Genomic DNA, 22,414 nt, shown 5'->3' on the forward strand with positions numbered 1-22,414 from the left:
AGTCCAGCGGTACGGGATCCGGGAGTGCCGATGTGCGGTACTCGGGCAAGATCAGGAGAATCGAATGAAGGAAGCAACACAATTGTCGCGGCGCATGTCTGCCGTGGCGGCTGCGATGGTGGCGGGTGCATTGGTGCTGGGCGTGCCCGTGGCCGCGTCTGCACAGTCGGTGGCGCAGGCAGCGCCCGTCGCGGCATCGGCGCAACCCGATGCATTGATCAAGCAAGTGACCTCGGACGTGATGAACGCGGTGAAGTCCGATCCCGCGCTGCAATCAGGCGACATTAACCGTATCATCGCGCTGGTCAACCAGAAGATCCTCCCCTATACGGATTTCGAACGCACGACACGCCTGGTGATGGGACGTTATTGGCGCCAGGCATCGCCGCAGCAACGGCAGCAGATCGTGGAACAGTTCAAGCTGCTGTTGATTCGTACCTACTCTGGCGCCATTGCGCAAGTGCGTAACCAGCAGATCGAATACCTGCCGTTCCGCGCGGACCCGGGGGCAGATGATGTAGTCGTGCGCACGCGCGTGGTGAACCAAGGTCAGCCGATCGAGCTCGATTATCGTCTGGGCAAGACGCCAAATGGCTGGAAGGTCTATGACCTGAACGTGCTGGGCGCGTGGCTGATCCAGGCCTATCAGCAGCAGTTCGCGGAGCAAGTCCAGCAACATGGTGTCGACGGACTGATCCAGTTCCTGACCTCGCGTAACCAGCAATTGGCGCAAGCCAAGGGTTGATATGTTCGAATCCGGTGAGGACATTACTCACGACGTCGCGAAAGCGGTGTTGCAGCGTGGCCTGAAGCGGATTGCCGATGGCGAGACGCGTCTTGACTGCCAGGGTCTCGTGCGGTTTGACTCGTCCGCGCTCGCGGTGTTGATGGCGTGGCGCCGCGCCGCGCTGCAGCGCGGCGACGACCTGCACGTCGAGCACGCGCCACCGGCCTTGCAAAGCCTTGCGCGCGCCTATGGAATAGATGCAATGGTGTTCGGACACTGAGGGCGCCGATGATGTCGGCAGATCGGGGCTCGTCGGGGATACGCCGGACGGGCCTTTGTTGTTTCCGTAGCCCCAATTTCGGCGTGGGGGCAACTCCGAGCGGGTGGGGCGGCAAGCCTTTGAAAGGGCAAAGCGTTTTTCGCTTATAATACGGGGTTTTCAGACGCAGACCTCGCCATCATTTTTGTGCCAGGCGCTCATCCCCACTTTCCATGCCCAGCAGCAAGCTTCCTGCCATCGACATCCGTAGCGTGAAGAAGCACTATCACGCGCTGCAGGCACTCAAGGGCGTTGACCTCACGATCGAACAGGGCGAATTTTTCGGTCTCCTCGGCCCGAATGGCGCCGGTAAGACCACGTTGATCAGTATCCTGGCCGGTCTCGCCCGCGCCGACGCCGGTTCCGTCCAAGTGCTCGGCCACGACGTCGTGCACGATTTCCGGGCCGCGCGGCAGCTGGTGGGGGTTGTTCCGCAAGAGCTGGTTTTCGATCCTTTTTTTACCGTGCGTGAGACGTTGCGCATCCAGTCTGGCTATTTTGGCTTGACCCGCAACGATGCATGGATCGATGAGATTCTCCACAACCTGGGGCTTACCGACAAGGCTGATACCAATACCCGCGCGTTGTCCGGCGGCATGAAGCGGCGCGTCCTCGTGGCGCAGGCGCTTGTGCACCGTCCGCCGGTCATCGTGCTCGACGAGCCGACGGCTGGCGTTGATGTGGAATTGCGCCAGACGCTCTGGGAGTTCATTGCGCGGTTGAATCGTGCGGGTCACACAATCATTCTGACCACGCACTATCTCGAGGAAGCGGAGTCGCTGTGCAATCGAATTGCCATGATGCGGCGCGGTGAAGTGGTGGCGCTGGAGCGCACCGATCAACTGTTGCAACGCTTTGCCGGGCTGCAACTGGCGTTGCGCATTCGCGGCGCGGCGTTGCCTGAGAGTCTGCGCGCCTTGGAAGTCGAGGCGGCGGGAGCAAGCGGGTCCGTCGCGATTGCCGCGGGCGATGCACGCGCCGTCGTGCAGACGGACGCGCTTGGACATGGCATGGCTGGCATTGGCGGGTCGCAGGCGCGCCATTATGTGCTGCGTCTGAACAGTTATGACGACATCGAGCCGCTGCTGGCGCGCTGCCGCGAGGCCGGCTGTGTGCTGGAGGATGTCGAAATTCGCAAGACCGATCTCGAGGACGTATTCCTGCAACTGACCCGCGAGCCTGAAGCAGGCGAGGTTTTATCGTGATACCTGTTTCTTCGTCTTCCAATGGTCGGGGTGGGAGCGCCGATGATGTCGCCATCGGTGTGGCGCGTGCGCCATACAGTCGGTTCACCGGTTTCCGCGTGCTGTTGTACAAGGAACTGCTGCGTTTCTGGAAGGTCTCGTTCCAGACCGTTGCCGCACCTGTTATCACCGCCTTGCTATACCTGGCCATCTTCGGTCATGCGTTGCAGCATCGGGTTGATGTGTATGCGGGCATCGATTACGTCTCGTTCCTGGTGCCCGGCCTTGTGATGATGAGCGTATTGCAGAATGCGTTCGCTAACAGCTCGTCGTCGTTGATCCAGTCGAAAATCACAGGGAATTTGATTTTCGTGTTACTGCCGCCGCTGTCGCATTGGGATCTGTTTGCCGCGTACACGCTGGCATCGGTCGCGCGCGGCCTGGTGGTGGGGCTCGGTGTGTTCATCGTCACGATCTACTTCGTGTCGCTCCATTGCGCGTCGCTGCTCTATATCGCCGCATTCGGGCTGTTGGGTGCCGCCATCCTCGGCGTGCTGGGCCTGATTGCCGGCATTGTCGCCAGTAAGTTCGACCAATTGGCAGCGTTCCAGAATTTCCTGATCATGCCGCTGACCTTCTTGTCCGGCGTGTTCTATTCGACGCGTTCGCTCCCGCCCTTCTGGCGGCATGCGTCGCATTTCAACCCGTTTTTCTACATGATCGACGGGTTCCGTTACGGCTTTTTCGGTCAATCAGACTGCTCGCCGTTGTTGAGTTTGTCGATTGTCGGTTTCTTCTTTGTCGTGCTTGCCGGACTGGCCGTGCGCATGCTCGCCAGCGGTTTCAAGCTCAGGCATTAACGACGCAATATAACCCCACCGGTGGAGCGCCTCATGTTGCCGACGCCTGATCAGATCCGCACTTACATCGCGGCCGACCTGTCCTGTGAACACCTCGATGTCGAGGGGGACGGACAGCATTTCTTCGCGACCATCGTCAGTCCGGCGTTCGAGGGCAAGCGTCACATCGCGCGTCACAAGCTGGTATATGCCGCGCTGGGTGATCGGATGCGCGAGGAGATTCACGCGCTAAGCATGAAGACGCTGACGCCGGCGGAATTCGCTGCCGCAGGCGGCCAGGCGACCGCGCCGGGTATGTAAGGACAGGATAGCAGCGTGTGGATTGAAGACAAACCCGGTACGGTTGCCACTGTACCCGAGCGCATCCGGAACACCGTGCCGGTTGCCACCCAACAGGAGGAGACGCGGATGGACAAGCTCTGCATCGAAGGCGGACGTCGGCTTCACGGCGAGGTAATCGTGTCGGGCGCAAAAAACGCATCGCTGCCGATCCTGTGCGCAGCCCTGCTGAGCGCCGAACCGGTGCGTCTGCACAATGTTCCCAACTTGAACGATGTCCGCACGATCCTCGCGTTGCTGCGTCAGATGGGCGTGAAGGTCACCGTCGATGTGGACACGGTGACGCTGGATGCCGGTGCCGTGGACAACCCCCTGGCGCCGTACGAGTTGGTCAAGACGATGCGTGCATCGATCCTGGTGCTCGGGCCGTTGCTGGCGCGTTTCGGCCATGCGCGCGTGTCCCTGCCCGGCGGTTGCGCGATTGGCGCACGGCCGGTTGACCAGCACATCAAGGGCCTGCAGACGATGGGTGCCGAGATCGCCATCGAACATGGTTATATCGAAGCACGCGCATCACGCTTGAAGGGGGCGCTGGTCGTCACCGACATGATCACTGTCACCGGCACGGAAAACTTGCTGATGGCCGCAACGCTGGCGGACGGTGAGACCGTACTCGAGAACGCCGCGCGCGAACCCGAAGTCACGGACCTCGCGAATCTGCTGGTCAAGATGGGCGCGAAGATCGAGGGCATCGGCACCGATCGCCTGGTGATCCAGGGCGTCGACAAATTGCATGGTGCCGAGCATCGGGTCATCTCGGACCGTATCGAGGCGGGCACCTTCCTTTGCGCGGTGGCTGCCGCGGGTGGTGACGTGACACTTCGCAACGTGACCCCGGGTCTCCTCGACGCCGTGATCGAAAAGCTGCGCGAGGCGGGGGTGACGATCGAAGCGGGGGGCAGTGGCGCCGATAAAGGCGACAACTGGTTACGTGTGGCGATGCAGGGCAGGCCACGCGCGGTAAGCTTCCGTACGTCAGAATACCCGGCCTTCCCGACCGACATGCAGGCACAGTTCATGGCGTTGAATTGTATTGCGGAGGGCGCGGCGCAAGTGGTGGAGACGATCTTCGAAAATCGCTTCATGCATGTGCAGGAATTGAACCGCCTGGGTGCGAATGTCACGATCGACGGCAACACGGCTTTTGTCAGTGGTGTGCAGGCGTTGTCCGGCGCGACGGTGATGGCGACGGATTTGCGCGCATCGGCGTCCCTGGTGATCGCGGCGCTGGTTGCCGATGGGGAAACGACCATCGATCGTATCTATCACCTCGATCGCGGGTATGACCGGATGGAGCGAAAGCTGAGCGGTATCGGCGCCGCCGTACGTCGTATTCACGGGGACGGGAGCCCGGCATGACGCAGTTGACCGAATCGCGGAATGCCGCCACATCGAACGGCGCCAAGCTGACGCTGGCCCTGTCGAAAGGGCGGATTTTCGAGGAAACGCGGCCGCTGCTGGCGGCGGCCGGCATCGAGGTCACGGAGGACCCTGAAACGTCGCGCAAGCTGATCCTGCCGACTACCAATCCGAATTTGCGCGTGATCGTGGTTCGCGCGACGGATGTCCCCACTTATGTGCAGTATGGCGCGGCCGATTTCGGCGTGGCCGGCAAGGATGTGCTGCTCGAGCATGGTGGCGCGGGCCTTTATCAGCCGATCGACCTCGAGATTGCGCGTTGCCGGATGTCGGTGGCGGTGCAAGCGGGATTCGACTATGCCGGCGCGGTACGACAGGGCGCCCGTTTGCGCGTGGCGACCAAATATGTGCAGATGGCGCGTGAGCATTTTGCGGCAAAGGGCATGCACGTCGACTTGATCAAGCTGTATGGCTCGATGGAACTGGCGCCACTGGTCGGCCTGGCTGATGCCATCGTCGATCTGGTCAGTTCGGGCGGTACGTTGCGTGCGAACAATCTTGTCGAAGTGGAAGAGGTAATGGAGATTTCGTCACGGCTGGTCGTGAACCAGGCGGCGTTGAAAATCAAGCGCGACGCGCTGGCGCCGCTGCTTTCCGCATTTGAGACGGCGATCCGCGGCGCCTAGCAAGATCGGTTTCAACCGGGTAATGCGATCTCGATGGATACGACAATGGCACTGACAATTCGCAAACTGGATTCGCGCACGCCGGACTTTCTTGCCGCGCTGGCGACGGTCCTAGCCTTCGAGGCGGACGACGACGCGGCCGTTGACGATGCCGTGGCCGGCATCCTTGCGGACGTGAAGACGCGTGGCGACGCCGCCGTGCTCGAATACACGCGCCGTTTCGACCGGCTGGATAACACCGGCGAACCTGGCATGGCCGCGCTCGAGCTGCCGCAATCGGCGCTGGAGGTGGCCCTGGCAGGGCTCGATCCGGTGCGTCGCACCGCGCTCGAAACCGCCGCGAACCGTGTGCGCCTCTATCACGAGCGGCAAAAAGCGGAGTGTGGCGTCCATGGCTGGCAGTACACCGAAGCCGACGGCACGGTATTGGGCCAGAAGGTCACCCCGCTGGACCGTGTCGGGATCTACGTTCCGGGCGGCAAGGCAGCGTATCCGTCGTCGGTGCTGATGAATGCGATTCCGGCGTCCGTGGCGGGGGTCGGTGAGATTGTCATGGTCGTGCCGACGCCGGACGGCGTACGGAACGATCTCGTGTTGGCGGCGGCCCGGTTGGGCGGCGTGCACCGCGTCTTCACGATCGGGGGGGCGCAGGCTGTCGGCGCATTGGCGTACGGCACGCAAACGGTGCCTCCGGTCGACAAGATCGTAGGGCCGGGCAATGCCTATGTCGCTTGTGCGAAGCGCCGTGTATTCGGCACCGTTGGTATCGACATGATCGCAGGACCGTCCGAGATCCTGGTGATCTGCGACGGCACGACCGATCCGGACTGGGTGGCGATGGACCTGTTCTCGCAGGCCGAGCACGACGAACTCGCCCAATCGATCCTTCTGTGCCCTGACGACGCCTATATCGCCCGCGTGGAAGCCTCGCTCAATACCTTGCTTGACGCCATGCCGCGGCGCGACACGATCCGCGCGTCGCTCGAAGGTCGTGGCGCCCTGGTCAAGGTCCGTGACATGCCGGAAGCCTGTGAGATCGCGAACCAGATTGCGCCCGAACATTTGGAAATCTCGGCAGCCGCACCGCAGGAATGGGCCGATCGCATTCGCCACGCCGGCGCAATCTTTCTCGGCCGTTTCAGCAGCGAAAGCATTGGGGATTATTGCGCCGGCCCGAACCACGTGCTGCCGACGTCGCGCACGGCCCGATTCTCGTCGCCCCTCGGCGTATACGATTTCATCAAGCGCTCGAGCCTGATCCAGGTCAGCGAGGGCGGCGCCGTGACGCTGGGCCGCATTGCCGCCGAACTGGCGTACGGCGAGGGTCTGCAAGCCCACGCGCGCAGCGCAGAGTTGCGTATTGAAGGTCTGCGGAGCAAGTAGAATGCATGGATAAAGCCGTGATCCGTGTCCACGGCCTGCCGCCGATATCAGCTTAAGCGGGTCGCCGGCACCAAAATTCGTCCCTTGATGTCGTCCTTTATTGAGCAGAAGATCATGCGTACCGCCGAAGTCGTCCGCAATACCAGCGAGACGCAAATCCGAGTGAAGTTGAACCTGGACGGCACGGGCCGTCCTGCCTTGGCCTCCGGCGTGCCTTTTCTCGACCATATGCTGGACCAGATCGCACGCCATGGTCTTATCGACCTCGAGGTGGAGGCGAAGGGCGATACGCACATCGACGACCATCACACCGTGGAAGACGTCGGCATCACGCTCGGCCAGGCAGTGGCGCAGGCCATCGGCGACCGGAAGGGCATCAACCGTTATGGTCATGCCTACGTGCCGCTCGACGAGTGCCTGTCACGGGTCGTCATCGATTTTTCCGGTCGTCCGGGCCTGGAGTTCCACGTGCCGTTCACGCGTGCTCGCGTCGGGACATTCGATGTCGACCTGACGATCGAATTCTTTCGTGGTTTCGTCAACCATGCGGGCGTGACCTTGCATATCGACAATATCCGTGGCCTGAATGCCCACCATCAGGTGGAAACCGTGTTCAAGGCATTTGGCCGCGCATTGCGCATGGCCGTTACCCAGGATGAGCGTGCCGCGGGCCAGATCCCGTCGACGAAAGGCAGCCTATGAGCAAGATCATCGCGATTGTCGATTATGGCTCCGGCAATCTGCGCTCTGTCGCGCAGGCCGTGCGTCACGCGGCGCCCGAAGCCGATGTCCGCCTGGTGACGGCACCGTCTGAAATCGCGGCCGCCGACCGTATCGTATTGCCAGGCCAGGGTGCGATGCCGGATTGCATGCGCTCGCTGCGCGACTCCGGTCTGCAGCAAGCGGTGATTGCTGCCGCGCAGCATAAACCGTTGCTGGGTGTCTGTATCGGTGAGCAGATGCTATTCGACCGCAGTGACGAGGGCGACACGCCGGGTCTCGGTCTTTTGCCGGGGCGCGTGGTGCGTTTCCAGCTCGACGGCAAGGTGCAGAGTGACGGTTCACGCTTCAAGACGCCGCAAATGGGATGGAACCGTGTGCGCCAGGCGGTGTCACACCCACTGTGGGATGGCATTCCGGACGAGTCGTATTTCTACTTCGTCCACAGTTATTATGTCGTACCGGCGAATACCGAGGATGCGGTGGGGGTGACCGAGTACGGCGCCCCCTTCACATCGGCGGTGGCGCGCGGCAATATCTTCGCGACGCAGTTCCATCCGGAGAAGAGCGCGGGGGCCGGATTGCGGCTCTACCGCAATTTCGTCGATTGGCAACCGCACCGGTAAGCCTGCTGGCGCGAAGCGCCGGGTCAGTCCGGCGCTTCGCCGTTGTTACTGCTGTCCCTGCTGTCCGCGTCGCCTGTGGTTGAAATGGCCGCCGTGCCCTTTGGGTGCCGGCGTTTCGCCAAAGCAGAAGACGACGGAATTTTTTGAACCGCAACGTTCTACGCTCACCGATTTTATGCTGCTCATTCCGGCCATCGATCTCAAGGACGGTCAGTGCGTCCGTCTCAAGCAAGGCGACATGGACCAGGTCACCGTGTTCAACGAAGATCCCGCTGCTGCGGCGCGACATTGGGTGGACCGTGGTGCCCGTCGACTCCATCTGGTCGATCTGAACGGCGCATTCGCCGGCAAGCCGCGCAACGAGGCGGCCATTCGGGCGATTATCCAGGAGGTCGGCAGTGACATTCCCGTGCAGTTAGGGGGTGGCATCCGCGATCTGAACACGATCGAGCGCTATCTGGATGACGGTCTGTCGTACGTCATCATCGGCACTGCCGCGGTGAAGAACCCGGGGCTGCTGAAGGACGCCTGCACGGCTTTCGCCGGGCACGTGATCGTTGGCCTGGACGCGAAGGACGGCAAGGTCGCCACGGATGGCTGGAGCAAGCTGACCGGCCATGAAGTGGTGGATCTGGCCCGAAAATTCGAGGATTACGGCTGCGAGGGTATTATCTATACCGATATTGGCCGTGATGGCATGCTGCAGGGGCTCAATATCGACGCTACGGTACGACTGGCGCAAGCGGTCAAGATTCCGGTGATCGCCAGCGGAGGCCTGTCGAACATGGCGGATATCGATGCGCTGTGCGCGGTTGAATCGGAAGGCGTGCAAGGCGTGATCTGCGGCCGTGCGATCTATTCGGGTGACCTGGATTTCGCCGCCGCGCAAGTGCGCGCGGACGAACTGGGTGACGCAAACGGCTTGGGGAGTTGAGGGCGATGGCGCTCGCGAAACGCATCATCCCGTGCCTGGACGTCAACGCCGGTCGCGTCGTCAAGGGCGTCAACTTCCTCGAGTTGCGTGACGCGGGCGACCCGGTGGAGATTGCCCGCCGCTACGATGCCGAAGGGGCCGACGAACTGACATTCCTCGATATCACCGCAAGCTCGGATGAGCGCGGCCTGATCCTGCCGATCATCGAGGCCGTTGCCTCGCAGGTGTTCATTCCCCTGACAGTCGGCGGCGGCGTGCGCGCGGTGGAGGACTATCGTCGCCTGCTGAATGCCGGTGCGGACAAGATCAGCGTCAACTCGTCGGCCATCGCCAATCCGCAACTGGTTGCGGACGCCGCGGACAAATACGGCTCCCAATGCATTGTCGTGGCCATCGACGCCAAGCGGGTAAGCGATGAGGGCGTCGATGCTGCGCCGCGCTGGGAAGTCTTCACGCATGGCGGTCGTCGCGCCACCGGCCTGGATGCGGTCGCGTGGGCAGTCAAAATGGCGCAACTGGGTGCCGGCGAAATCCTGCTGACCAGCATGGATCAGGACGGTACGAAGCGGGGCTTTGATCTCGCACTGACACGCGCTGTCTCAGATGCGGTATCGGTCCCCGTGATTGCTTCCGGCGGCGTGGGCAATCTTGCGCATCTGGCGGAAGGCATCACGGAAGGTCATGCCGATGCCGTGCTGGCCGCGAGTATCTTCCATTACGGCGAATATTCCGTCGGCGAGGCGAAGCGTTTCATGGCCGAGCGCGGGATTCCGGTACGTTTGTAAGTATCGATTAAAGGCCCACGGGCCATGACATCTCCATGCCGGACTCCGAGAGCACATGATGGACAACCGTACCGCGGTAAATGTATCGAGCAACGCGCCGACGCTTCCTGTCTGGCTCGATTGCATCAAATGGGACGCAGCCGGGCTGGTGCCGGTGATCGCGCAGGATCATAAGAGCAATGACGTACTGATGTTCGCGTGGATGGACCGCGAGGCACTTGCGAAGACGGTGGCGTTGCGCCGCGCGGTGTATTACTCCCGATCACGCAAACGGCTGTGGTTCAAAGGGGAGGAATCCGGCCATGTACAGCATGTGCATGACGTGCGTCTGGACTGCGATGAGGACGTCGTCCTGCTGAAAGTCGAGCAGGTATCCGGCATCGCCTGCCATACCGGACGGCATTCCTGCTTTTTCCAGCAATTCCAGGGCGACCCGCAGACTGGTGGTTGGGTGAGCGTCGACCCTGTCCTGAAAGACCCGGAGCAGATCTACAAATGAGTAATGACAAGGCTGCGGCCGTTACGATATCGGGCGCCGAGCCGGGGGAGGCATCATCCCAGATCGCGCTGGGTGACGTGTTGGCGCGCCTCGGCGCGACGATCGACGGCAGAAAAGGGGGGGACCCCGATGCCTCGTACGTGGCGCGCCTGTTCCACAAGGGCGATGACGCGATCCTGAAGAAGATCGGCGAGGAAGCCTGCGAGGTGGTCATGGCGGCGAAGGACGTGCGTCATGGCGCCGCGCCCGCCGGATTGGTCGGCGAGGTCGCCGATCTGTGGTTCCATTGCTTGATTGCCCTATCCCGTTTCGACCTGACCCCGGCGGATGTGGTGGCGGAACTGGCGCGACGCGAAGGCCTGCCGGGTCTTGAGGAAAAGGCGTTGCGGAAGGTCAAGGAACGAGAGCAATCCGGTCACTGACCAAAAGCGAGGGGCAGATGAGCGAGTTCGAACGCAGGAAGCAGGAAGCCGAAACGGTCGAGATTGTCAGTGAAGTCGTCCTGGACGATAGGACTCGCCGCCAACGCGAGCAAGCGCGCGCGGAGGCGCAGGGTGGCCCAGGCGGGCGAGGGGATGGCCGGTTTGGTGGCCGCGGTCCGGGCGATGACACCTTTGATGCCCGGTTCGGCGGCGGTGGCTCAGGTCTTGGCGGCGCCGATTACCGTGACGTATCGTCCGGAGGCGAGGATATTGCGACGCTCCGGACGTTATCGCACATCCTGTACGCCTTATACGCCTTCAGCCCGTTCACGGGGGGATTGGCCGGCATCGTGGCGCTCATCATCGACTACGTGCGTCGGCCCGCGATGCGGGGCACCGTCTATTTATCCCATTCCGTCTGGAGGACCCGAACCTTCTGGTGGACGCTGGTCGGGAGTGTCGTTGGATGGTCGATGTTTTGGAACCATTTCGGTGCCGGACTCCTGTTTGTCGTTTCAATCTGGTATATCTACCGCTGTGTCAAAGGATGGTTGCGCCTGTTGGAAAGCAAGCCGGTGTTGGGACGCTGGTTCTGACCGGCGGATGTGACCGGGAATCACGAAACCGGCTTTAGCGAGAAACCGATGAGCGAACACGACTGCATTTTCTGCAAAATCGTCCGTGGTGAGATTCCGAGCAAGAAGATCTACGAGGACGACGAGTTTTATGCATTTCATGACATCCGGCCTGCCGCACCGACCCATGCCCTGGTGATTCCGAAACGGCACATCGAGACGCTTTCGGCGGTGACGGATGCCGACGCGCCGTTGCTTGGTAGAATGCTGGTCCTGACATCCCGCCTGGCCGCCGAATTGGGATGTGCCTATACGGGCGGTGAAACGGGGTTCCGGACGGTCATCAATACCGGACCCAATGGTGGACAAGAGGTATATCATTTGCACGCGCATATTCTCGGTGGCCCACGTCCCTGGGCGCGAATGAACTGACATCGCGCGATGGATAGGCTGGTTTGACGGCCGTTGTGTGCATAACACGATCATGCGACAAGGTATTTTCCCTGTGGCATAGTCCCTGACGTCGCGGGATGCGGGTATGACGGGCGAACCGCGACGCATGGCAGGTAAGGCTTGCCGCCTTTTCGGCGGGAAGTAATCGGAGAAGGGTAATGGGTTCGCTGAGTATTTGGCATTGGCTGATCGTGCTGGTTATCGTGGCGTTGGTATTCGGCACGAAGAAACTCCGTAACATGGGTTCCGACCTCGGCGGTGCGGTCAAGGGCTTCAAGGAAGGCATGAAAGACGCCGACGCGCCAGCAAACGGCGAAAATGCACCCCCGCGTGGCGAGTCGATCGCGCGCGCGAAGGACACCGTCGACGTCGACGCGAAAGAGCGTAGCAGCCAACATTAAGCGGTTGCCGCCAGCCCGCGCCATCGCGCGCGTTGGCGTGGTGTCGCACCAGGCCGCGTGGGTGGCGGCGTCGCATGCTGCACACGCCAGGTTGCCAGGGCAGTGTTCGAGTGGGAGGTGGTTTCGGACGCCTTCGCTTTGGGCGATTCCCCCGGTTTTGACTGGCTGTTGCATGGTGGCCGGCCAAGTGAGCCGGCGATCCGAGGGCCGGCGGCGTGATGCACGGTCAGATGCAATCGCCGTTCGGACGCTTGATTGCGTGGACGACGCGATGACCGCACCGGCCGACGCGATCGCCTTGCCGCATGCGCGCCAATGTCCCAGGTATGATCCTCTCACGTCAACGTCCTAACGAACGCCACAAAACGCCATGCTTGATCTTGGATTGTCAAAACTCGCGATCATCGGCGTTGTTGCGCTTGTCGTGATCGGGCCGGAGCGCCTGCCTCGCGTGGCACGCGCGGCAGGCCTGTTGCTCGGGCGTGCTCAACGCTATATCAACGATGTCAAGGCCGAGGTCGCGCGCGAGATGGACATGTCCGACCTGAAGGCGGCCAAATCCCAGTTTGAAGACGCGGCCCGGGACATGCACGGCTCCGTCAACACGCATATGCGTGCGACCGAGGAATCGCTGCGTGGTGTCGGTGCATCGATGAAAGAGGCGGAATCGTCATTGAATGATACGTGGCGATCGTTATCCCCCGACCCCGCTCCCGGTACCCAGGCGGCGCTGTCCACGCACACCGGGGAATCGAGCCACATCGGTGGCGGGCTGAACCCCTCCGGCTATAGTGTCTATGACGAGACGGATACGGGGGCAACGATACCTTTTGGTGGATCATCGCTGCCTGCGGCCGAGCATGCGGCGAACCTGGCTGCCAGCGACCTGCGTGACGCGGCCGCACGTGAAAACGACGGTCTGCGCTATAGGGCGGGCCCGCTGCCCGCCCGTCGACGGAATTGGCGCGTCAAACAGGCGACACAACCGGTGTGGTACAAGCGTGCACAAGGCATCCGTTCGCAACTGCAGTCGGGTGCCGCGCGCGTGGCGCGTCATCGCGCGGTGGACAGCAGCCGTCCGCCGACGCGTTTTCTCTGACCGGGGTCTTCAAGACGTGGTTTCCAAAAGCATTGCAGTAGGCGCGAGGCAGGCGTGAGCGACCCGAATAAATCAGAACACCCATCGCAGCAGAACGCTGCCGCCGATGGCTCGGTGGGCGAGGAAAGTTTCATTTCGCATCTGGTCGAATTACGAGATCGGATCATGCGGGCGGGTATCGCCGTGATCGTCGTTTTCGTCAGTTTGGTCTACTGGGCACCGGACATCTTCAAGCTGTTGGCGCGGCCATTGCTGCAGAACCTGCCGGCGGACGGCAAGATGATCGTCACCGACGTCACCGGCTCTTTTTTCGTGCCGATGAAAGTAACGATGATGGTTGCCTTTGTCATCGCGCTGCCCATTGTCCTGTATCAATTGTGGGCCTTTGTCGCGCCGGGACTGTACCTGCACGAAAAGCGGCTGATCATGCCCTTGGTCAGCAGCAGCTACATCTTGTTCCTGAGCGGGATGGCATTTGCCTACTTTGTCGTGTTCCCGACGATTTTCCGTGTCATGGCGCATTACAACGCACCATTGGGCGCGGAAATGACCACGGACATCGACAACTATCTGAGCTTCGCGTTGACGATGTTCCTGTGCTTCGGCGTGACGTTCGAGGTGCCGATTCTCGTCGTCCTGCTGGTGCGGATGGGATTTGTCGAGCTGAAGAAGCTGAAGGAAATCCGCGCGTACGTCGTGGTAGGCGCCTTCATCATTGCCGCGGTGGTAACGCCGCCTGACGTGGTGTCCCAACTGATCCTCGCCGTGCCGCTGGTGTTGCTCTACGAGGTAGGCCTGATAGCCGCGCGTTTCTTTGTGCCCAAGCGGGATGACGCACCTGCGGAAACCCTGCCCGTGCGTCGTGACTAAGCGCTGATGATCGGGGGGGGCAATGCAAAATGCCGCGCCAGACGCGGCATTTTGCTGTGGCGGCTCACGGCCATCGGTGCCGCTCCATTGCGGCAAATGGCTTACTCGTCGTCGTTGCTGCTCTTCAAGGGCCGTGGGCGCTTGCCGATCTGGACGGTGATATCCATCGGCTTGCCCTTGCGGATGATATGCATCGTCGCATCCGTGCCCGGTGCAATCTGCGCCACGGCATTGAGCAGGGAAACGGTCTCCGTCACTTTCGTGTCGTTCACGCCGACGATAATATCGCCCGGACGGATGCCGGCCTTGTCCGCCGGTCCGCCCTGCAGCAAACCGGCGACAATGGCGCCGCTATGCTGATCCAGGTGAAACGCTTGCGCGACTTGCTTCGTCAGATCTTGCGGTTCGACACCGATCCAGCCACGTGTCACGCTTCCGGTCTTGATGATGCTGTCGAGGACCATTCGTGCCGTGGTCACCGGGGTAGCGAAACCAATGCCGAGTGAACCGCCGCTGCGCGAGTAGATGGCCGTATTGATGCCGATGACGTCGCCGTCGGTATTGATCAGCGCGCCCCCTGAATTGCCCGGATTGATCGCCGCGTCGGTCTGGATGAAGTTCTCGAACGGGGTGATCCCCAGGTGATTGCGGCCGAGCGCGCTGACGATCCCCATCGTTACCGTTTCGCCGACGGCGAACGGGTTGCCGATGGCGAGCACGACGTCGCCCACGCGTGTGTGATCGAGATCGCCCCAACTGACGGTCGGCAGGTGCTGCAGGTCGATCTTCAGCACGGCGAGGTCCGTATCCGGATCGGAACCGATGACTTTGGCGTGCGTCTTGCGGCCATCGGCCAATGCGATCTCGATTTCGTCCGCGCCATCGATCACGTGCTGGTTCGTCAGGATGTATCCTTCTGGGCTGACGATGACGCCGGAGCCGAGGTTTGCGGAAGGCGCGCGTTCCTGGCGGCGCTTGCCGTAGAGGTAGCGGTACAGCGGATCGTTCAACCGCGGATCGTGTGCCTTGCTCTTGGGCGCGCCTTTCGTGGAATAGACGTTGACGACGGCGGGCATGGCTTTCTGCGCCGCGTCCGCGTAGGACGTACCGCTGTCCGCGCGCTGCCGTCCGTGCAACAATTGGTCCGCCAGAGACGGTGGCCCTTGCGCAGGGTTTCCGACGCGGCCGGCGGCGCTGGAGGCGGTGTCGGCCGTATCCGGGCCGGTTTCAGCGGAACCGGCGGGATGCGAGGACCAGCCGCGATGCGGCAGCCACTCCGGCTTCAACGTGGAGATCACGAAGAGTATGGCCAGCAGGACGGTGACCGCCTGTGCGAACAATAACCAGCAGCGCTTGAGCATCGAGACGAATAACCTGAATTTCGGGGTGTTCGGGCATGACCGACCTGACGAATTAACGCTTTTATCGAATCGAGGACCGAATCGTGGACGGCATTGTGGACCGAAATGAACTGGAATTGTATCTGAACAATCTACTGGAAATCGGGCGGTTCCGCGACTACGCCCCGAATGGCTTGCAGGTTGAAGGCCGCCGCAAGGTCGCGAAGCTTGCCACCGGTGTCACGGCGTCCATGGAGTTGCTGGACCAGGCGCTCGAATGGGGCGCGGACGCGATCCTGGTGCACCACGGCTATTTCTGGAAGAACGAGCGCCCCGCCATCACCGGTATGAAGGCCGCGCGCCTGCGTAGGCTGATGCAGGCGGACGTCAGTTTGTTTGCCTATCATTTACCGCTCGATTCGCATCCGGAGCTGGGCAACAACGTGCAATTGGCCAAGCGCCTTGGCTGGATCGCCGATGGCCGGTTCGGGCCGGATGACATGGGGTGGTCATCGGCGCTGCCGTTTCCGGTCACCCTCGAATCGTTGACGAAGCACATCGAGAACACGCTGGGCCGTGCGCCGTTGGTGATTGGCGACGCCCAAGTGGAGGTGCGTCGCGTGGCCTGGTGTACCGGCGGCGCGCAAGGCTATTTCGACGAGGCGGTGGCTGCCGGCGTCGATGTCTATATCAGCGGCGAAATCTCGGAGCAAACCACGCATATCGCACGTGAGACCGGGGTGGCGTATATTGCTGCGGGGCATCATGCCACCGAACGCTACGGTGTGCAGGCTGTCGGCGAGCGTATCGCCGATATGTTTGGTGTCACGCACCAATTCTTCGATGTCTTCAATCCGGTGTGAATCGGCGGCACGACGACGCGCCCGGCCTGGCGACATCGCGTGCGTGGGCGCTGTTTCCGACACTGCTTTCTTTTTGGGCTTTGATGCCGTATCCAGATGAATCGCCCGACCCCCGGCGGCACGAACAACCGGACCCCCATGCCGAAGGCACGCGGGGCACTGGCGATGATGACCGCATAGAGGGCGTCCATCGTGCGCGTCGTATGTGGATGGCCACCACGACCGCGCTCGCGGCTGCTGGCGGTGTCGTTGCAGTGATCCCGCTGGTGCGATCGCTGTCACCAACGGAGGCCGCACAGGAAGCAGCGGGTCCGGTGACGGTGGATATCGCTGGACTGGCACCCGGCAAGATGGTGACGGTGCGCTGGCGAGGCGTGCCGGTGTGGGTGTTGCATCGCACGCCCGAGATGATGCGAGACGTCCTTGCCGCTGTGCCGGACTTGGTGGACCCGTTGACGGCGCATCCGTATTCGATGCCACTGCCGGCATACTGCGCCAACCCTTATCGTTCGCGCGCCGAGCATCCGGAGATCATCGTGCTGGTGGGGGTGTGTACGCATCTGGGCTGCACACCCGCGCCACGTTTCACGCCGGGCGCGCAGCCCCATCTGCCCAACGATTGGCCTGGCGGCTGGCTCTGTCCCTGTCATGGATCGACGTTCGATCTGGCGGGGCGGGTATTCAAGAACAAGCCTGCGCCACAGAATCTGGATATCCCGCGCCATATGTATGAAACGCCCACGCGATTGCTGATTGGGCGCGACGAACAGGGGGACGCGTGAAAATCGATGGTGATCCGGATCGTTCCTGGGCGCATGCGTTGATCGATTGGGTTGATGCGCGTTTGCCGGTGCGCGCGTTCTGGCGTAAGCACATGAGCCACTATCGTGTACCGAGGAATCTCAATTTCTGGTACGTGTTCGGGTCGCTCGCGACGTTGGTGCTGGTGATCCAGTACGTCAGCGGCCTGTTTCTGACGATGCACTACAAGCCTGATGCCGGGCTGGCATTCGCCTCGATCGACCGCATCATGCGCGATGTGCGTTGGGGCTGGTTGATTCGGTATGTGCATACCACGGGCGCATCGTTGTTCTTCGTCGTGCTGTACCTCCATCTGTTTCGCGGTTTGCTCTATGGCTCGTATCAGCGGCCTCGCGAGCTGGTATGGCTGGCCGGGTGCCTGACGTTTTTGCTGGTCATGGCCGAGGCGTTCTTTGGTTACTTGCTGCCGTGGGGGCAGATGTCGTATTGGGGCGCGCAGGTCATCGTTCATCTTTTCTCGGCGATTCCGGGCGTGGGGGAGGGTTTTGCCACCTGGCTCCGGGGCGGCGCCACGATTTCCGATGCCACGCTGAATCGTTTTTTCGCTTTTCACGTGGTAGCCGTGCCGATCGCCTTGCTGCTGATCGTCGGCTTGCACCTCACCACGTTGCGGCAGGTGGGATCGAATAACCCGGACGGCATTGATCTACCGTCCGGTGAAGACGCCGCGAGCCGTGCCGCGCGGGAGGCGGATACGCTGCCGTTTCATCCGTACTTTGTCGTAAAGGACCTGCTCGCGGCGGCGCTCTTCCTGTTGCTCTTCGCCGTCATCGTCTGCTACGCGCCGACGATGCAGGGTTACTTCGTCGAACCGCTTAATGCGCTGCCTGCCGATCCGTTAAGTACCCCGGAAGACATCACGCCGGTCTGGTATTTCATGCCGTTCTATGCGGTGTTGCGGGCGGTGACCGAGCCCTTTCAATGGGGCATGACGGCGGTGGCGGCGTTGTGGGGCGTGTCGGGTCTGCTGACGGGAAAACGTGTCAGCGGCAAGGATGGTCGACGTTGCGCCATTAGGCGCGCGGTCATTGCCTTGTTGCTGGCGGCGGCGCTACTGTCGACGCAGGCGAAGCTTTGGGGTGTCTTACTGATGTTCGGCGCGGTGGGTGTGTGGTGCGTCGTGCCGTGGCTCGACCGTTCGCCGGTGCGCTCGATTCGGTATCGGCCGCTGTATCAACGTATCTGGTATGGGGCGGTGGCCATGGCCTTCGTCGGATTGGGCATCCTTGGCGGCCTGCCGGCAGGGGGGGCGGTGACGGTGCTGTCGCAGGCGGCGGTATGCGTGTATTTCGCATTCTTCCTGGGTATGCCGTACTGGAGTGTCCGAGGCCCGTTCCAACCGGTTCCGACGCGTCTTGTTAGCGGCGATGGTGGGAGCGCGGCCCATGCGCGAGACCCGGGGAACACGGAGGCGCAACAGTGAGTCGTACTGCGGAACGGTTTGCAATGGCGTTGGTGTCAGGTGCATTGCCATGGTCCGACGCTTGGCGGCGATCGGAGGCCCGAGGTGTCGTGGCGGGACCGCGCGCAGCGCGGGCGGTCTGGGCAATGCTGCTGGCGATGGGATTGATACTCGGTGCGCTGACGAACGGCCATGCCGCCGATGTTGGTACGTCGGTTTCCGCCTCTGCAACGGTCGTCGCGCAGGCGCCCATTTCGCTGGTGGCACCGACAAGCCAGCATGCTGATCTTGCCGCGCTGCGTCGCGGGGCACGGATGTATGCGACGTACTGCGCGGGCTGCCATGCCGTGTCATCGGTCCGTGTGGGGCAATTACAGGATTTGGGGTTCAGTCGCGATGAGGTGATGAAGGCCTTGAATCCGTCGGGAGCGGCGATGTCGGCGCCGATGGTGCCGGCGATGCCCGCCTCCGCGGCACAAGCCGCGTTCGGCGTGGTGCCCCCGGACTTGTCATCGATCGTCCAGGCGCGCGGCGCTGACTGGGTGTACACCTATCTGCGCAGCTTCTACACCGACCCGTCGCGACCGATGGGGGCGAATAATCTGCTTGTTCCCGATGTCGCAATGCCCGATGTGCTGGCGGGTTTGCACGGCCCGCGCCTCGCCGTGTTTCACGAGCAGGATGGCGCTGCTGCATCGCCCGGTGCGTTGCCAACAAGGAAGTTTGTGGGTTTCAAACAGCTCGCGCCCGGATCGATGACTGCTGACGCATATGACGACGCGTTATCGGATTTGGTGGCGTATCTTGGATGGATTTCCGATCCGTCGATGATCGATCGCCATCGGATCGGGCCGTGGGTTATCGGGTTTCTGGCGCTGTTCTGCTTTTCGTCCTGGCGACTTGCACGCGCATATTGGCGTCGTAAAAAGCCATCGAATCAACAAAATCAGCGAGTGCGTTAGGCGCGTCCAGGGCACGGGAAATGGCCAGATTCCCGCTTTTTCTGAAAATCACGTTATGACGCAATGTCGACAAAAAGTCGGTTGTTTAATATTAATTGAATGCAGATGAAGGGGCGTTGCAGGAAAAGCGCGACTTTTGCGAACCAAATAGGCATAATACGCGTCTGAGGTGCGCGGGTTGACCACGGTGACACAGCGATGTCGTACCGTGGCATAGCTACGCCCATTCGGTTTTCAGAGGATTCCGGACATGATGGTTTTGTACTCGGGCACGACGTGCCCGTTCTCGCAGCGTTGCCGTTTGGTGTTGTTTGAAAAGGGCATGGATTTTGAAATTCGTGATGTGGACTTGTTCAACAAGCCTGAAGACATCGCGGTGATGAACCCTTATGGCCAGGTACCCATCCTGGTCGAGCGCGATTTGATTCTGTATGAGTCGAACATCATCAACGAATATATCGATGAGCGTTTCCCGCATCCGCAGTTGATGCCGCCTGATCCGGTGCAGTGCGCGCGTGCGCGGTTGTTCCTGCAGAACTTCGAGAAGGAGTTGTTCACGCACGTCGACACATTGGAGAATCGCAAGGCGACGTCCAAGGATGGCGAGAACGCCGCAGCGGTTGTGGAAAAGGCGCATGAGCGTGCACGTCTGGCGATTCGGGACCGGTTGACGCAGTTGGCGCCGATTTTCCTGAAGAACAAGCACATGCTGGGTGACGAATATTCGATGCTGGACATCGCGATCGCTCCGTTGCTGTGGCGCCTGGATCATTACGGCATCGAGTTGTCGAAAAACGCGGCGCCGTTGCTGAAGTATGCGGAGCGCATTTTCAGCCGTCCGGCGTACATCGAAGCGCTGACGCCTTCCGAGAAGGTAATGCGTCGTTGATCGTAGGGGATGATATCGCCGCGCCTTGGCGATTCGCGGTACCGGCTCGGTTCGGGCCGGAGTGACAGTGCAAGGCGGACGCGGTGCGGCAGCTTGCCGTACCCGATGGCGAGAATCAACCAGATGGGACGATCGCGGAGGAAAACGGATGTCCGATACATCGACAAAGCCTTATTTGTTGCGTGCACTATATGAGTGGTGTACGGATAATGGGTTCACCCCGCACATTGCGGTACGGGTGGATCAGCGCACACGTGTGCCGACGCAATTCGTGCGAGATGGCGAGATTGTGTTGAATATCAGCTTCGATGCGACCAACGGGTTGCAAATGAAGAATGACTGGATCGAGTTCAATGCGCGGTTTGGCGGCACGGCGCACAAGATTGAAGTGCCTGTAAGCAATGTGCTGGCGATCTATGCCCGCGAAAACGGTCAGGGGATGGCGTTCCCGGTGGAGGAAGGCGCGGATGTGCACACGGACGTGGGGGGCTCGGAAGTAGCGCGGGACGACACCTCCGACGAAGCGCGTGCGCTGACGCCGCCGGATGCGAAAGGCAACATCGTGCTGTCGGCCGTGCCGTCCGAACGGCGCGCGGAGACAACACTGCGGTCCATCGACGGTGATGGCGCTGGCGACGGGGAGCCTGCCGCAGTGGCGGATTTTTCCGAGAAGTCGTCTGAAAGCGACAGTGAATCGCACGAAGATGGGGACGGATCGGACGATAATCCCAAGCCGCCGAACCGTCCGCGGTTGAAGGTTGTCAAATGATCGCGAAAATCGGGTAGAATCGCGGTTCCGCCGGCTTAGCTCATCTGGTAGAGCAGTTGATTTGTAATCATCAGGTGGTCAGTTCGAGTCTGGCAGCCGGCACCAAATAAAACAACGGGTTAGACGATGTTTGTCTAGCCCGTTTGCTTTTGTGTCTTCAGAAAAATACAGTTTCGGTACAGTCCGCGACTTCTGAGGGTACATGGCCACCATCGTTAAGACCCCTTCCGGCACCTGGAAGGCACTCATCCGCAAGCGCAAGGTTGGCCCTCAACGGCAAAAACTTTTCGTACGAAAAGAGACGCCGAGGATTGGTCGCGGCGGACTGAGGATGAGATGGTGCGCGGGGTCTATCTGTCCCGCGCGCCTTCTGAGAAGCTGACTGTTGCTTCTGCTCTTGATCGATATCTCAAAGAGGTGTCTGCGTCGAAGAAGCCCGCTACCCAGCGTAGCGAATCATTTTCGGCCAAGCAGCTTGATGCTTTTTTGGGGAAGTACTCGATGGCCGCCGTCAGCGCCGAGCTGATTGCGATGTATCGGGATGCTCGGATTGCCGAAGGACGCTCGAATAACACCGTTCGGATCGAGTTGGCGATGCTTGGGCACCTGTTCCGGATCGCGATTCAGGAGTGGGGTATTGGGTTGACGTTCAATCCCGTCGCAAACGTCCGGAAACCGAGTCCTGCTGCCGGGCGTGACCGACGCCTTACTGTAGCCGAGCAGGAGGCGCTATTCGCCGCTGCTGACGCTCACAGCAACCCGATGCTAGGGTGGATCGTCCGATTGGCTGTAGAGACCGGTATGCGGTCCTCGGAGATATCCGGGCTGCGTCGGCCACAGGTTGATATCGCGCGTCGCGTCGTCCTTCTCGCGGACACTAAGAATGGGTCACCGCATATGGTGACCCTACCCCAGAAAATAGTCTCGTTGAAAACTAGAGAATCCGGCATTATTTGACTGGTCCGAACCGGGAAGAGATGCCATGAAGACGAGCAAGTTTACGGAGGCGCAAATTGCGTTTGCGCTGAAGCAGGCAGAGTTGGGCACGAAGGTGGATGAGGTGTGCCGCAAGCTGGGCATCAGCGAAGCGACGTTCTATAACTGGAAGAAGAAGTACGGCGGTCTT

Annotated in this window: 27 protein-coding genes, 1 tRNA gene and 1 pseudogene; 28 read left to right on the forward strand and 1 reads right to left on the reverse strand. The window is 61.2% G+C overall.

The annotated features are described in order from the left end of the window. Positions 1 to 115 precede the first annotated feature (115 nt). From WM40_RS18440 to tatC, 19 genes are all read left to right on the forward strand, one after another. Positions 116 to 745: an MlaC/ttg2D family ABC transporter substrate-binding protein gene (locus WM40_RS18440; RefSeq protein WP_046153616.1), complete on the forward strand. Its 630-nt coding sequence runs from the start codon at positions 116 to 118 to the stop codon at positions 743 to 745. Position 746: 1 nt separating this feature from the next. Continuing rightward, the gene (locus tag WM40_RS18445) at positions 747 to 1,007 is read left to right on the forward strand and encodes an STAS domain-containing protein (RefSeq protein WP_024901942.1); all 261 of its coding nucleotides are present in this window, start codon (positions 747 to 749) and stop codon (positions 1,005 to 1,007) included. Positions 1,008 to 1,219: 212 nt separating this feature from the next. Beyond that, positions 1,220 to 2,251, forward strand: coding sequence for an ABC transporter ATP-binding protein (locus tag WM40_RS18450; RefSeq protein ID WP_046153603.1), 1,032 nt, complete (start codon positions 1,220 to 1,222; stop codon positions 2,249 to 2,251). A gap of 59 nt (positions 2,252 to 2,310) precedes the next feature. Continuing rightward, on the forward strand, positions 2,311 to 3,090 hold the full coding sequence (locus tag WM40_RS18455; protein WP_082102940.1) for an ABC transporter permease: 780 nt from the start codon (positions 2,311 to 2,313) through the stop codon (positions 3,088 to 3,090). 33 nt (positions 3,091 to 3,123) lie between these two features. Beyond that, positions 3,124 to 3,390 carry a BolA family protein gene (locus tag WM40_RS18460; protein ID WP_046153604.1) on the forward strand — a complete coding sequence of 89 codons (267 nt, stop codon included), beginning with the start codon at positions 3,124 to 3,126 and terminating at the stop codon, positions 3,388 to 3,390. A 108-nt stretch (positions 3,391 to 3,498) separates the two neighbouring features. Continuing rightward, positions 3,499 to 4,788 (forward strand): UDP-N-acetylglucosamine 1-carboxyvinyltransferase, encoded by a 1,290-nt coding sequence (gene murA / locus WM40_RS18465; RefSeq protein ID WP_046153618.1) that lies wholly within the window; start codon positions 3,499 to 3,501, stop codon positions 4,786 to 4,788. After that, a complete protein-coding gene (gene hisG, locus WM40_RS18470; RefSeq protein WP_024901937.1) occupies positions 4,785 to 5,474 on the forward strand; it encodes an ATP phosphoribosyltransferase in 690 nt (229 codons plus the stop codon). Before murA ends, hisG begins: the two co-directional genes overlap by 4 nt. Before the next feature lie 45 nt (positions 5,475 to 5,519). After that, positions 5,520 to 6,857 carry a histidinol dehydrogenase gene (gene hisD, locus WM40_RS18475; protein WP_024901936.1) on the forward strand — a complete coding sequence of 446 codons (1,338 nt, stop codon included), beginning with the start codon at positions 5,520 to 5,522 and terminating at the stop codon, positions 6,855 to 6,857. 114 nt (positions 6,858 to 6,971) lie between these two features. Further along, the gene (gene hisB / locus WM40_RS18480) at positions 6,972 to 7,559 is read left to right on the forward strand and encodes an imidazoleglycerol-phosphate dehydratase HisB (RefSeq protein ID WP_046153619.1); all 588 of its coding nucleotides are present in this window, start codon (positions 6,972 to 6,974) and stop codon (positions 7,557 to 7,559) included. Beyond that, entirely contained in the window at positions 7,556 to 8,203 is a 648-nt protein-coding gene (hisH, locus tag WM40_RS18485; protein WP_024901934.1) for an imidazole glycerol phosphate synthase subunit HisH, read from the forward strand. Before hisB ends, hisH begins: the two co-directional genes overlap by 4 nt. 175 nt (positions 8,204 to 8,378) lie before the next feature. After that, on the forward strand, positions 8,379 to 9,137 hold the full coding sequence (hisA, locus tag WM40_RS18490) for a 1-(5-phosphoribosyl)-5-[(5-phosphoribosylamino)methylideneamino]imidazole-4-carboxamide isomerase (protein WP_024901933.1): 759 nt from the start codon (positions 8,379 to 8,381) through the stop codon (positions 9,135 to 9,137). Positions 9,138 to 9,142: 5 nt separating this feature from the next. Beyond that, positions 9,143 to 9,922 (forward strand): imidazole glycerol phosphate synthase subunit HisF, encoded by a 780-nt coding sequence (gene hisF, locus WM40_RS18495; protein ID WP_024901932.1) that lies wholly within the window; start codon positions 9,143 to 9,145, stop codon positions 9,920 to 9,922. 58 nt (positions 9,923 to 9,980) lie between these two features. Then, on the forward strand, positions 9,981 to 10,421 hold the full coding sequence (gene hisI / locus WM40_RS18500; RefSeq protein WP_024901931.1) for a phosphoribosyl-AMP cyclohydrolase: 441 nt from the start codon (positions 9,981 to 9,983) through the stop codon (positions 10,419 to 10,421). Further along, on the forward strand, positions 10,418 to 10,843 hold the full coding sequence (locus WM40_RS18505; RefSeq protein WP_082102933.1) for a phosphoribosyl-ATP diphosphatase: 426 nt from the start codon (positions 10,418 to 10,420) through the stop codon (positions 10,841 to 10,843). Before hisI ends, WM40_RS18505 begins: the two co-directional genes overlap by 4 nt. Before the next feature lie 17 nt (positions 10,844 to 10,860). Continuing rightward, positions 10,861 to 11,439, forward strand: coding sequence for a DUF4870 family protein (locus tag WM40_RS31560; RefSeq protein ID WP_024901929.1), 579 nt, complete (start codon positions 10,861 to 10,863; stop codon positions 11,437 to 11,439). Between the two features lie 48 nt (positions 11,440 to 11,487). After that, positions 11,488 to 11,850: a histidine triad nucleotide-binding protein gene (locus WM40_RS18515; RefSeq protein ID WP_024901928.1), complete on the forward strand. Its 363-nt coding sequence runs from the start codon at positions 11,488 to 11,490 to the stop codon at positions 11,848 to 11,850. A 179-nt stretch (positions 11,851 to 12,029) separates the two neighbouring features. Continuing rightward, the gene (gene tatA, locus WM40_RS18520) at positions 12,030 to 12,272 is read left to right on the forward strand and encodes a Sec-independent protein translocase subunit TatA (protein ID WP_024901927.1); all 243 of its coding nucleotides are present in this window, start codon (positions 12,030 to 12,032) and stop codon (positions 12,270 to 12,272) included. 370 nt (positions 12,273 to 12,642) lie between these two features. Beyond that, on the forward strand, positions 12,643 to 13,371 hold the full coding sequence (gene tatB, locus WM40_RS32315; RefSeq protein WP_046153605.1) for a Sec-independent protein translocase protein TatB: 729 nt from the start codon (positions 12,643 to 12,645) through the stop codon (positions 13,369 to 13,371). 54 nt (positions 13,372 to 13,425) lie between these two features. Next, the gene (gene tatC, locus WM40_RS18535; RefSeq protein ID WP_024901924.1) at positions 13,426 to 14,241 is read left to right on the forward strand and encodes a twin-arginine translocase subunit TatC; all 816 of its coding nucleotides are present in this window, start codon (positions 13,426 to 13,428) and stop codon (positions 14,239 to 14,241) included. 101 nt (positions 14,242 to 14,342) lie between these two features. On the opposite strand, the gene WM40_RS18540 is transcribed toward tatC, so the two are convergent. Beyond that, on the reverse strand, positions 14,343 to 15,602 hold the full coding sequence (locus tag WM40_RS18540; RefSeq protein ID WP_036007445.1) for a Do family serine endopeptidase: 1,260 nt from the start codon (positions 15,600 to 15,602) through the stop codon (positions 14,343 to 14,345). A 95-nt stretch (positions 15,603 to 15,697) separates the two neighbouring features. Here WM40_RS18540 and WM40_RS18545 point away from each other — a divergent pair, with 95 nt between their 5' ends. The 9 genes and pseudogenes from WM40_RS18545 to WM40_RS18585 form a co-directional block, all read left to right on the forward strand. After that, positions 15,698 to 16,444, forward strand: coding sequence for a Nif3-like dinuclear metal center hexameric protein (locus WM40_RS18545; protein WP_024901923.1), 747 nt, complete (start codon positions 15,698 to 15,700; stop codon positions 16,442 to 16,444). A 203-nt stretch (positions 16,445 to 16,647) separates the two neighbouring features. Next, positions 16,648 to 17,226, forward strand: a complete 579-nt coding sequence (petA, locus tag WM40_RS18550) for a ubiquinol-cytochrome c reductase iron-sulfur subunit (RefSeq protein ID WP_046153622.1) — start codon at positions 16,648 to 16,650, stop codon at positions 17,224 to 17,226. A 2-nt stretch (positions 17,227 to 17,228) separates the two neighbouring features. Further along, the gene (locus WM40_RS18555; RefSeq protein ID WP_413783814.1) at positions 17,229 to 18,689 is read left to right on the forward strand and encodes a cytochrome b; all 1,461 of its coding nucleotides are present in this window, start codon (positions 17,229 to 17,231) and stop codon (positions 18,687 to 18,689) included. Beyond that, the gene (locus tag WM40_RS18560; RefSeq protein WP_157685845.1) at positions 18,686 to 19,630 is read left to right on the forward strand and encodes a cytochrome c1; all 945 of its coding nucleotides are present in this window, start codon (positions 18,686 to 18,688) and stop codon (positions 19,628 to 19,630) included. The genes WM40_RS18555 and WM40_RS18560 overlap by 4 nt, the downstream gene beginning before the upstream one ends. A gap of 250 nt (positions 19,631 to 19,880) precedes the next feature. Then, a complete protein-coding gene (locus tag WM40_RS18565) occupies positions 19,881 to 20,519 on the forward strand; it encodes a glutathione S-transferase N-terminal domain-containing protein (protein ID WP_024901919.1) in 639 nt (212 codons plus the stop codon). A gap of 148 nt (positions 20,520 to 20,667) precedes the next feature. Continuing rightward, a complete protein-coding gene (locus WM40_RS18570; RefSeq protein ID WP_024901918.1) occupies positions 20,668 to 21,288 on the forward strand; it encodes a ClpXP protease specificity-enhancing factor in 621 nt (206 codons plus the stop codon). Positions 21,289 to 21,317: 29 nt separating this feature from the next. After that, positions 21,318 to 21,393: transfer RNA gene (locus tag WM40_RS18575), tRNA-Thr, on the forward strand. 97 nt (positions 21,394 to 21,490) lie between these two features. Further along, positions 21,491 to 22,197 (forward strand): annotated as a pseudogene (locus tag WM40_RS18580) (tyrosine-type recombinase/integrase); the annotation flags it as partial. A 73-nt stretch (positions 22,198 to 22,270) separates the two neighbouring features. Beyond that, on the forward strand, positions 22,271 to 22,414 hold a 144-nt coding region (locus WM40_RS18585), incomplete at its 3' end, for a transposase (protein ID WP_046153607.1).

It is taken from the genome of Robbsia andropogonis (genome assembly GCF_000970345.1).
Taxonomy (GTDB): Bacteria; Pseudomonadota; Gammaproteobacteria; order Burkholderiales; family Burkholderiaceae; genus Robbsia; species Robbsia andropogonis.